The organism is Azospirillum sp. RU38E (genome assembly GCF_900188385.1).
Lineage (GTDB): Bacteria > Pseudomonadota > Alphaproteobacteria > Azospirillales > Azospirillaceae > Niveispirillum.
In genome coordinates this window covers 1-11,125 of record NZ_FZOI01000039.1, presented here as the reverse complement: position 1 = coordinate 11,125, position 11,125 = coordinate 1, and the positions used below count along the sequence as shown (strand labels likewise).

At 62.0% G+C, this 11,125-nt stretch carries 6 protein-coding genes; 2 read left to right on the top strand and 4 right to left on the bottom strand.

Features of this window, described 5'->3' with window-relative positions; translation table 11 throughout:
* The first annotated feature begins 76 nt into the window (after positions 1-76).
* Positions 77-1,075 (top strand): 4-hydroxyproline epimerase, encoded by a 999-nt coding sequence (locus CHB97_RS25280; RefSeq protein ID WP_089290803.1) that lies wholly within the window; start codon positions 77-79, stop codon positions 1,073-1,075.
* Between the two features lie 63 nt (positions 1,076-1,138).
* Here the strand turns inward: CHB97_RS25280 and CHB97_RS25275 are convergent, their stop codons facing one another.
* The 3 genes from CHB97_RS25275 to CHB97_RS25265 all read right to left on the bottom strand — a co-directional run bounded on the left by CHB97_RS25275 (position 1,139) and on the right by CHB97_RS25265 (position 6,781).
* Positions 1,139-3,493 carry a glycoside hydrolase family 127 protein gene (locus CHB97_RS25275; RefSeq protein ID WP_089290802.1) on the bottom strand — a complete coding sequence of 785 codons (2,355 nt, stop codon included), beginning with the start codon at positions 3,491-3,493 and terminating at the stop codon, positions 1,139-1,141.
* A 4-nt stretch (positions 3,494-3,497) separates the two neighbouring features.
* The gene (locus tag CHB97_RS25270; protein ID WP_089290801.1) at positions 3,498-4,916 is read right to left on the bottom strand and encodes an amino acid permease; all 1,419 of its coding nucleotides are present in this window, start codon (positions 4,914-4,916) and stop codon (positions 3,498-3,500) included.
* A 68-nt stretch (positions 4,917-4,984) separates the two neighbouring features.
* The gene (locus tag CHB97_RS25265) at positions 4,985-6,781 is read right to left on the bottom strand and encodes a DUF885 family protein (protein ID WP_200820128.1); all 1,797 of its coding nucleotides are present in this window, start codon (positions 6,779-6,781) and stop codon (positions 4,985-4,987) included.
* 404 nt (positions 6,782-7,185) lie between these two features.
* Here CHB97_RS25265 and CHB97_RS25260 point away from each other — a divergent pair, with 404 nt between their 5' ends.
* Complete coding sequence (locus CHB97_RS25260; protein WP_089290804.1) at positions 7,186-7,827, top strand: GntR family transcriptional regulator; 642 nt, start codon at positions 7,186-7,188, stop codon at positions 7,825-7,827.
* 103 nt (positions 7,828-7,930) lie between these two features.
* On the opposite strand, the gene CHB97_RS25255 is transcribed toward CHB97_RS25260, so the two are convergent.
* On the bottom strand, positions 7,931-10,837 hold the full coding sequence (locus CHB97_RS25255) for a TonB-dependent receptor domain-containing protein (protein WP_089290799.1): 2,907 nt from the start codon (positions 10,835-10,837) through the stop codon (positions 7,931-7,933).
* Positions 10,838-11,125: the final 288 nt, after the last annotated feature.

The window sequence follows — 11,125 nt, the reverse complement described above, 5'->3', positions numbered from 1 at the left end:
GAAGTAAAGACCAAGCCGTCGGATGCCGCCGCCCGGCACCTTAGGTAAAACGTTAATATCAAGCTGGAGTGCCATCATGCGTCACACCTTTTTCTGTATTGATGGTCATACGGCGGGTAATCCGGTCCGGCTGGTGGCGGGCGGGGCGCCACTGCTGCGCGGCAACTCCATGGCGGAGCGGCGGCAGGATTTCCTGGAGCGGTTTGACTGGATCCGCACCGGGCTCTGCTTTGAACCGCGCGGCCATGACATGATGTCCGGCGGCTTCCTGTATCCGCCCACCCAGGCGGATACGGATGTCGGCATCCTGTTCATCGAAACCAGCGGCTGCCTGCCCATGTGCGGGCATGGCACCATCGGCATGATCACCTTTGGCCTGGAAAATGGCCTGATCCTGCCGCGCGTGCCGGGACGGCTGAAGGTGGAGGTGCCGGCCGGCATCATCGATATCGAGTATGGCCAGGAAGGCGACCGGGTGCGCTGGGTGCGCATCCGCAACGTCGCCGCCTATGTCGCGGCCACCGGGATCGAGATTGAGGTGCCGGGCTTTGGCCCTTTGCGGATCGATGTCTCCTATGGTGGCAATTTCTACGCCATTGTGGAGCCGCAGGGGCCCTATACGGGTCTGGATGATCTGGGGGCCAGTCGCATTGTCGAGCTGTCGCGGAGCATCCGCAGCCTGATGCGGCAGAAGGTGGAGCCGGTGCATCCGCTGGATGAGCGTATCCGCGGCGTCACCCACGTATTGTGGGCCGACAAGCCGCGCGGCGACGGGGCCGATGGGCGCAATGCCGTATTCTATGGTGAACGCGCCATCGACCGCAGCCCCTGCGGCACCGGCACATCGGCGCGGCTGGCGCATCTGGTGCATCAGGGCCGGCTGCGGGTGGGCGACCAGTTCGTGCATGAAAGCTATATTGGCAGCCGTTTCATCGGCAAGGTGGAAGCCTTGACCGAGCTGGGCGGCCAGCCGGCAATCATCCCCTCCATCCAGGGCAGTGCGGTTTCAACCGGTCACAACACCATCTGGATTGATCAGGAAGATACGTTCTGGAAGGGCTTCACCGTCGTGTGAAGCCTCCCCCTTTTTAAAGAAAACGAAGCCCGGCCGGGGATCGCCCCCCGGCCGGGCTTTTTCTTATCCGGCCTTGGCCGTGAACAGCCGCACCCCGAAGGAGGGGCCGGCGGAGCTGCCGGTTTCGGGTTCGAAGCGCACGCGAATCTTCTGCTTGCCGCGCGTCAGTTCCTCGGGGATCGGATAGTCGCGGTCGAAGAATTCGCCCGGCTTTTCGGCCTTCAGCTCCTCCTTCACGATGGGGGTGCCGTCGATCAGGATGGAGAATTTGCGGCCGCGCTCCTCCCCCCAATAGGTGGATTGCAGGAATAACGGCCCCGGCCGCGTCTTCAAGCTGAATTCGAAATAGCCGCCGGAGCGGGCATCGCGCCCGTTGCGACCGCGATAGACCACGGGATAGGAGATTTTGGCGTCCAGATCATGATCACGTTCAGCCTGCATCTCCCCCAGATGCATCAGGTCGGCCGAACGGTCCTGCAAGTCCTGCAGGCGCGCCTGCTCGGCCTGGAAGCGCTGCTGTTCCACCTGCCATTCGGCATCGGTGAAGCGCTTGAAATAGACGGCCGTATTGCGTTCATGCTGGAAGGTGAAGGGGCGCAGGGTCAGGTCACCCGGCCGCGCGATGCCATCGGTCTTGAACACGGCCGGCTCCCCCGTGGGGCGCAGACGGGCCAGCAGGTCGCTGCCCACCAGCACCGGGGCCAGGCCCTTCCATTTCTCGCTCGCCGGCCCCAGATCGCCCGCCAGCACCATCGGCCCGTAAAGCAGGGCCACCGTGTTGGGATCATCTACCGTGGCTTCGATGCGCAACTGACGCGGCAGGGTCAGGCGGATCACGTCGCCGGTCTGGCGCGGGCCGGCGATGCGGATATAGCCATCGCGCACCGTGGCGTCGGCGGGCTGGCCATTCAGGCTGACCGTCGCCCCCTGGCACCAGCCGGGCACGCGCAGCGACAGCGCGCCCTTGCCCACTGCCTTGGTGACGGTCAACACCACCTCATCCCCGAACGGATATTGGGTTTCCAACCGCAGGCCCGGCGTCTCCCGCCCGGCCGCCAGCGTGCTGGGGATATAGAGATTGACGGTGACATCCCCGCTGCCATGCCAATAGATGGATTCGCCATGCTTGGCATGGCTTTCCATGCCGCTGCCGACACAGCACCAGAAATCAGCGAAGGGGGTGGAGAATTCGCGGTGCGTGCCGGACATCAGCGGCACCATATAGGCGAACATCCCCGTCTTCGGGTTCTGGTGCGCCATGATATGGTTCAGGTGGGCGCGTTCGTAATAGTCGAAGTAACGTGCCTCCGGCATCCCGGCATAAAGATGCCGGGTCAGTTTCAGCATGTTGTAGCTGTTGCAGGATTCACAGGTCTGTTCAGTGATGTGCTTGGAAATGGAGCGCGGGGCCTGGAAATATTCCCGGTCGGCATTGCCGCCGATGACATAGGAGTAATCCCGCGTCACCGTCTCCCAGAAGAAGCTTGCGGCCTTGCCATACCGTTCCGCCCCGGTGATTTCATGCAGCCGGGCCAGCCCGATCAGCTTGGGAATTTGCGTGTTGGCATGGATATTGGGCAGGCAGTCGATGCCCTGGCTCAGCGGTTCCAGCACCTTGCGGTGATAAATCTTCTCTGCCAGGGCCAGCCAGCGGCGGTTGCCGGTACGCACATAGAGTTCGGCGAAACTTTCATTGATGCCGCCATGTTCGCAATCCAGCACCTTCTGGATTTGCGCGTCATCCAGCCCGGCAAAGACCCCTTCAATATAGGCGGCCAGCTTTTCAGCAATGGGAATGCCCTTGTGCAGGCCGCAATAGCGGTCGGCATCCAGGATACCGGCGAACATCTTGTGCCAGGTATAAAGCGGCACCCAGCAGCCATTGAGGTCAAAACCACGGGACTGAATCTCGCCCCGCCGCACCTCGTCAAACACCCGCTTGCCATGTTCGATGTTGTCACCCTTCTTGCGGGTGAAGCCGGCGACGAAACCATCGGCATCCTGGGCCTGACACAAGGCCAGCTCATCCAGGATATAGGAGAGGCGGCGCTGGCATTCGCCATCACCGGTCTGGGCATACATCAGCGCCAGGGCGGTCATGTAATGGCCCAACGTATGGCCGGCGATGGTGTCGCTTTCCCAGCCGCCGTAAACTTGGCCCTTGGGTTCCAGCCCGGCCTGGGTGCGGAAATTATGCAGCAGCCGGTCCGGCTCCAGCTTATGCAGATAGGCGCGGTTCGCCTCCACCGCCGTCAGATAGGGCGAGGGCAGCAGGCGCACGGATTCCAGCGGCAGCGGCACCAGCTTGGGTTTCAGCACACCGGCAAAGGGGGCGGCCAGCGCGGGCTTGCTGCCCAGCAGCAGGGCGGCCGGTGCCGCCCCCAGCAGCAGGCGGCGCGAAAGATGATGATGGGACATGGGCTTAATTCCCCTCAGCTTGGGCCAGCAGGCTGCGCCGGCGGCCATAGGCAAAGTAAATGGCAAGGCCGATCAGGTTCCAGATGGCGAAGCGGACCAGCGTGCCGGTGGGCAGGCTGATCATGAAATAAAGACAGCCGATGACAGCCAGCGGGGCTACCAGCCAGACGGCCGGGCAGCGGAACAGGCGCGGCAGGTCCGGCCGGGTGCGGCGCAGCACCATCACGCAGACGGAAACGGCGATGAAGGCGGTCAGCGTGCCGGCGTTGGACAGTTCGGCAATCTGGTCCAGGCGGAAGAAGCCGGCCACGATGGACACGAAGGCTCCGACAATCAGGGTCAGTTTCAGCGGCCCGCGCCGCTGTGCATCCAGCCGGCTGAGGCTGCGGGGCAGCAGCCCGTCCCGTGCCATCACGAAGAACACGCGGGTCTGGCCGAACATCATCACCAGAATGACCGATGGCAGGGCGATGATGGCGGCGGCCCCAATGCCAAAGGCCGCCCCCGGATGGCCCAGCCCGCGCAAAATGAAGGCCAGCGGCTCCCCGCTGGCGGCGAATTCGGCAAAGGGCCAGGCACCCACGGCACAGGCGGCGACCAGCATATAGATGATGGTGCAGATGACCATGGACCCGATAATGCCGATGGTCAGGTCACGCGTCGGGTTCTTCACTTCTTCGGCTGAGGTGGAAACGGCATCGAAACCGAAAAAGGCGAAGAAGACGATGGCGGCGGCGGCCATCACCCCACGCACATGCCCATCCACCGTGTGGGAGGTGAAGCCATAGGGCATGAAGGGCGTGAAATTCTCCGGCACCACGGCCGGAGCGGCCAGCCCGACAAACACGGCGAGTGCCACGAGCTTGATGGCGACCAGCACAATATTCAGCGTCGCACTCTCCCGCGCGCCACGGGCCAGCAGGGCGGTGACGGCCAGGGTGATCAGCACGGCGGGCAGGTTGACGATACCGCCGGCATGGGGGCCGGCAATCATCCAGGCCGGCAGGTGGATACCCGCCGCCTGCAACAGCCCGACCGCATAACCAGACCAGCCGACGGCGACGGCCGCACAGGTAACGGCATATTCCAGCACCAGGCTCCAGCCGACCAGCCAGCCCAGCACCTCCCCCAATACCGAATAGGTGTAGGTATAGGCGCTGCCGGCGGCAGGCACCAGGGTGGCCATCTCCGTATAGGTCAGGGCGGCGAAGACACAGAGGATGCCGCAGGCGGCAAAGGCCAGCACCACCGCCGGCCCGGCCCGTTCCGCCCCGATCCCGGTCAGGGTATAGATGCCGGTGCCGATGATGGCACCGATGCCCAAAGCCACCAGATGCGGCCAGCTCAAGGTGCGCTGCAGCTGCTGGTCATGATGCACGCTATGCTGTGCATCCAGCGGCTTGCGCCGTCCGAAGATACCCATTCACCCGCTCCTGTTCTCTGGAATATGCCGTTGACCGGCTTGGTCTGTCTTGGCTGGACGGCGCTTTCTTATTTGGCCCCGCTGCTGGCGATCCAGCCGTCGATGCGGCTTTCCAGCATGGTCATCGGCATCGGCCCGTCATTCAGCACCAGGGCATGGAACTGGCGGATATCGAATTTCGGCCCCAACGCCTTTTCGGCCTTCAGGCGCATCTGGGAGATTTTCAACTGGCCGATCTTATAGCCCAGGGCCTGACCGGGCCAGGCGATGTAACGATCCGTCTCGCTCTGGATGTTCTTTTCTGCCAGCGCGCTGTTATCGCGCAGGCAGCTTGCCGCCTCTTCCCGGCCCATGCCTTTCCAATGGATGCCGACATCCATCACCAGCCGGCAGGCGCGCCACATTTCCATCGACAACATGCCGAACTTTTCATAGGGCGTGCGGTACAGGCCCATTTCCGCCACCAACTGTTCGCTATAGAGCGCCCAGCCTTCGACATAGGCGGTCACATCATCCTGGCGGCGGAACTGCGGCACATCTTTCTGTTCCTGCGCCAGGGCGATCTGCAGATGGTGGCCGGGCACCCCTTCATGCGCCACCAGGGCCGGCAGCTCATAAAGCGGCCGCATGGGAAGATGGGAGGTATTGATCATCAGGCCGCCGGCAATGCCCTGTTCCGGGCTGCCGGGATGATAACGGCCGGAGGTGTAATTCTCCTCAATCTCCGCCGGCACCGGGCGCACGCCATAGGGCAGGCGGGGCAGCAGGCTGAAATATTGCGGCAGCTTGTCATCCACCAGCTTGGCCAGCCGGCTGGATTTTTCCAGCAACTGTTCACGCGAGGTGGCGTAGAATTGCGGGTCGCTGCGCAGGAAGGCCAGGAACTCCTTGAAGTTCCCCTTGAAGCCAGTTTCCTTGATCACCGCATCCATGGCGGCCCGGATGCGGGCGATTTCCGACCGGCCCAGCTCATAGACCTCATCGGGGGTCATGGTGGTGGTGGTTTCGCGCTTCACCCGGTAGACATAGTAATCACGCCCGTCGGGCAGGGCATAGGCGCCCAGCGTGTCGCGGGATTTTGGCAAATATTCCTTGGTGAAGAACTCCACCAACCCCAGCTCAGCCGGCTTCACCTTGGTCTTGACGATCTCCACCCCGCGTTTCAACAGCGCTTCCCGCTGCGGCGCCGGGATGGTGGGCGGCAAGTCCATCAATGGCAGCAGCAGGGCATTCTGATCCGCCGGCACATCGGCCAGCGTCTTGCTCATATGAATGGCCGCCCGCACAACAAGGCGCGGCTGCACGAAGCCGGTCTTGATACCCCGGCGCATGTTGGCAATTTCGGTCGCATAGTAAGCGGGCAGTCCGGCCATGCGCACCAGATAGGCTTCCGCCGCCTCCACATTGCGCAGGCGGGTGCCGCCGGCCATATAGTCGGGCACATTGAAGAAGCCGCTATCGGCATTGAAGGGGATGCGCTCCTCGTCAAAGCGCGCCCCTTCCAGGTCCAGATCCAGCCGGCGCAGCAGCAGCGCGTGGTTCAGCGCATCCGCCCCGGTCAGGGAAGCAGCCGGAATCGCGGCCAGCCGGTCGCGCAGCTGCCCCATGCTGCGCCGGCGGTCGGCCACCGCATCCGGGCTGTCATCGGGCCAGCGCTTGGCCGCTTCCGGGTCGCCGCGCTGGCCTGCCCCGATCGGGTCGGCGGCGGCCAGCAGCTTGTCATAATCGCTGAGCACGCTGCGCAAATCATCGGCCGGGCCGGCGAAGCTGGCAGACGCGCCCAACAGGGCAATACCCGTCCCTAGCAACAGGGCGCGCGGGGTCCGGAAACGGCTTTTGGCGGTTTGGCTGGATAGACGCATCATGGTCTTTCGTTCAGGCAAGGGAAACGATGACGGGACGGGGGCCGTGGGCGGAAAAAGACGGGTGGGGCATCCTTGCTTGCATGGTCCCTCCCGTCGCGCCATTCTTCCCAGACCGGGCCCCGGGCGGCATTCGCATTTATCTGTCAGCGATTATTTCGTATACTTTAGACGAATTTCCGATGATCGCAACAGCAAATCCCAGCTTACGCGACGCTGCCGGTATCGCATGGCTGGGGCAGCTTGAAATGGATCGCTAAGGCACAACATCCCTTTGCAGTTAGCGATCATTTCCGGGACAATCGCGATGCTGCTGGTGGCTTATGCCGGTCCGGCAGCGGCCTGATGACACCGCCGGCCAACGCCTCGCGGTTGCCCAGGCGCCCTTCCTGTTGATGTGGACCAGAATGAGCATTGTTGTCCGAACGCTTTCCGATCAGACCTATGACGTGGTGCGCCGCCATATCCTGATGGGGACCATGGCGCCGGGGACCCCCGTGCGCCAGGACGTGATTGCCAATGAACTGGGCGTCAGCAAGATCCCCCTGCGGGAGGCGCTGGGCCGGCTGGAACAGGATGGTTTGCTGACCTCCTACCCCAACCGGGGCTATGTCGTCCGCCCGCTTTCCGGTGCGGAGGCAACGGAGGTGTTTGCGCTCCGCCTGAAGCTGGAGCCGGGGGCCACGGCGGATGGTGCGCGCAACGCCACCGCAGAAGACCGGAAGATCGCCCAGGAGGCACTGACCACCCTGGAACAGCAGCAGGATATGGACGGCACCGACCATGTCACCGGCAATCGCGTCTTCCATCTGGCATTGATCCGCCCGGCGGGGCCGGTGACCCATACGCTGCTGAAGCGGCTGCATATCCTGTCGGAACGCTATGTCCGCGTGCATCTGGCCCCGCAGGGGCGGGAGGAGCGGGCGCGCCGTGAACACCGGCAGATCCTGGAAGCTTGGCTGGCCGGTGACAGCGCCCTGGTGGAAAGCCTGACCGCCAACCATATCGGCGCCACCCTTTACGATCTGAAGCATCAGTTGGGCGATTGACCGCTTCGCCAGCTTTCCCCAAAAAAATGCCCTGTCCGGTTTCCCGGACAGGGCAAGGTGAGGACGCCCCGATGGGGGACGGGGACGCTCGGGCAGGAAGCGATCAGAGCTTCAGCGTCAGGCCAACAAACAGGTTCATGCCCAGCGGGTCATAGACACCCGGATAGGTATTGCCATTGCCAAAGGAGCTGAGCAGCCCGGCCGCGATGGCCGGCGGGGCCTTGTCGAAGATATTGTTCACACCGGCGCGCAGGGTGGCCCCTTCATAGACTTCCACCGTGCCGGTGAGGTCGAAGTAATTATAGGCGCCGATCTTGGCGTTGATATTGCTCTTCGTCCCGGCCAGGAACTCGTTATCCGTATTGCTGGACAGTTTGACGGAGCCGAAATAGCGCCAGTTGATCGACAGGTTGGCATTCATCCACGGCATCTGCCAGGTGGTGCGCAACTGGTGCCGCCAGGTGGGGTTGGGCTGGCCGCAGGTCGGGCCGAACAGGCCCTTGCATTCATAGGAACCCAGGCCCGGCAACTGTTCCGTCTCCCGCTTCAGCAGGTAGGTGCCGACCAGACCAATATTGATGGCGCCCAGGTCGCGCTGGATCAGATCTTCCAGATCGAACCGGTAATCACCCTGCACATCCAGGCCAGAGGTGCGCAGATAACCGGTATTCTGCTGGGTGGAAACGATATAGCCATTATTGCCGAACAGCACACCATTGCTGGGATCACGATGGAACAGATTGCAGAAGAACGGGTTGCCGGTCTGGATGCACTGGTTGATGACGGTCTGTGCGTCAACCGAGCCGATATATTTGTCGATATTGATGTGAAAATAATCCACCGTCAGCGACAGGCCGGGCACAAATTCCGGCGTCAGCACTACACCGCCGGTGAAAGTGTCCGCCTCTTCTGGTTTCAGCAGCGGGTTGCCGCCGCCCTGGGCCACACAGGTATCGGCCGGGCATTCCAGCGTATTGCCATATTGCGCCGCCGTCATGCCGCTGCGCTGGCAGGCCGCCAGCGAGGCGCTGGGATTATTGCCGGCACAGGGGTCTTGTGACGCGACATTCCCCAGGCTCTGCTGGGCATAAAGTTCGCTGATATTGGCGGCACGGACGGCGCGGTTATAGGAACCGCGCAGCCGCACATCACCCGTCGGCGCATATTGCAGCTCCGTCTTATAGGTTTTCACCCAGTCATCATTGTTGGAATAGCGCGACATGCGGTAGCCGCCATTCAGCGACAGTTCCTTCACCAGCGGGCGATCCTGCACCAGCGGCACCTGCAATTCGCCGTAGAATTCCTCCACATTCAGCTTGCCATTGTTCGGCTTGATGCCGCCGGCCTGGGCCAGGGCATCGGCCTGGAAATCCAGCGTTTCATCACGATGCTCGGCACCCAGCGCAATGCTGAAACCCTGTTCGGCGAACGGGCTTTGCAGGCCGTAATCCCCCAGCTGCCCGGTCACGCCGGCACTGAACACGCGCTCCGTCTGCACCCCATTGGTATAGGTAGGGGCATAGAGATACTGATACCCGGCCGCACTGATGCCATTATATTTGAACACATCAATCGGCGTACAGGACGGGTCAGTGCCGTCGATCTTGGATTTACAAGTGGGCGTGCCATTGACATTCACCACCTGCAAGGCCTTCTGCGCCTTGGCATTATCGACATTGTTCTTATAGCTCTCCTCCAGCCGGATGCTGGAATAGAGGAAATTGGTATCATAGGTCCAATTGTCGCCCAGCTTGCCGCGCACCCCGCTGCTGACACGATAGGCCGTGTGGCGCAGATCGTCGCGGCGCGGCTCGCTGCCGGGGCCGGTCAGGCGGTAGCCGATGAACGTATCCTTATCGACGGCCTGCCCGGTGGCGCTGCCGCAGAGCTGTGCCGCCTGGCCGGCCGACATCAACGGATTGTCGCAGTTGATCTTGAACACCGTACCCTGGAACAGGGCGGACGGGGCGGCTTGCGAGAAGGTATGATCCTCCATGAACATGAAGGAACCATAGAGTTCCGCTTCCACCGCCAACTCATAATGGCCGATGGCGCCCGCCGTCACCCGGCTGTCGGAACGCTGGATATAGTTGGTGGGTGCGTAATTATAGGCAAAGGAACTGTCATAGGGCACCCAGCTCTTCTGGCCATCCTTGGTATTGTTCAAGGTGACATTCTTGCCGGTCTGCGCGCTTTGGAACGAGAACAGGCCATAGGAATTATTGCTGGACCCGCCGCAGGCCAGCGCATCGGGGCCGGCCGGATCCAGGGCGCAGGATGAATAGTCGCGGCTGTCCTGGGTGACGGGGTTGTTCTCCCGATAACCGGCATAGAAGGTGACATTGCCCTTCTTGTCGCCGGAATTGAAGCCCATGGCGACATTGATGTCCTTCTTGGCGCCGTCCCAGGTGCTCTTGGGCGCCAGTTCATATCCCCGTTTGTTCAGCAGAGAACGGACATAGGAGTTATCGTTGCGGGTATGGTTGATCGAATATTGCATGTCGGCGTAAACGCCGTCCAAATTCTTGCGCAGGATGAAATTCACCACGCCGGAAATGGCGTCGGAGCCATAAACGGCAGAGGCACCGCCGGACACCACATCCACCCGCTCAATCATGGCGCTGGGGATGAAGTTCAGGTCGGCGGTTTCCGGCGGCAGCATCCGCTGGCCATCGATCAGCACCAGATTGCGCACGTAACCCAGATTGCGCAGGTTCACCCGCGCCGTGCCATCAGAGCCATTGGAGACATTGTCATTGGCATCGGCGGTGAATTGCGGCAGGCGGTTCAGCACATTTTCCACCTGCACCGCACCCTGGAACTTGATCTCCGCCTCACCCACGGCGGTCAGTGGGCTGGCCGTCTGCAGGTTCGGCCCTTTCAGGCGCGTGCCGGTGACGATGATTTCACTCAGCTCCTGATCCTGCGCCAGGGCCATCGGTGCGGTAACGCCGGCCAAAGCGATGGCCGTGCCGGCCAGCAGGCCGACCTTGTGGAATACCCGTTTCATTGATTGATCTCCCCTTCATGACGCTCCCCGTTCCGCGTCTGAGGAAAATCTCGCCCAGTTGGTCCGTCATGTCAAATATCTTATACGATATAAAGTAATTACACTGACTATTGAGGTGGGGCGGCAGGCGCCCACTGGCCAAGAATGGAGATTAATTAACTGATATATAATGATATTTATGAATTTTAGCCGAACTGCTGACGGGAGCCGACAGCGGACGCCTAAACGGCCCGAAAAAGGAAAAGGCCCGGCGGGGGAGCGCCGGGCCTTCGGTCTTAGCTAGGTTAT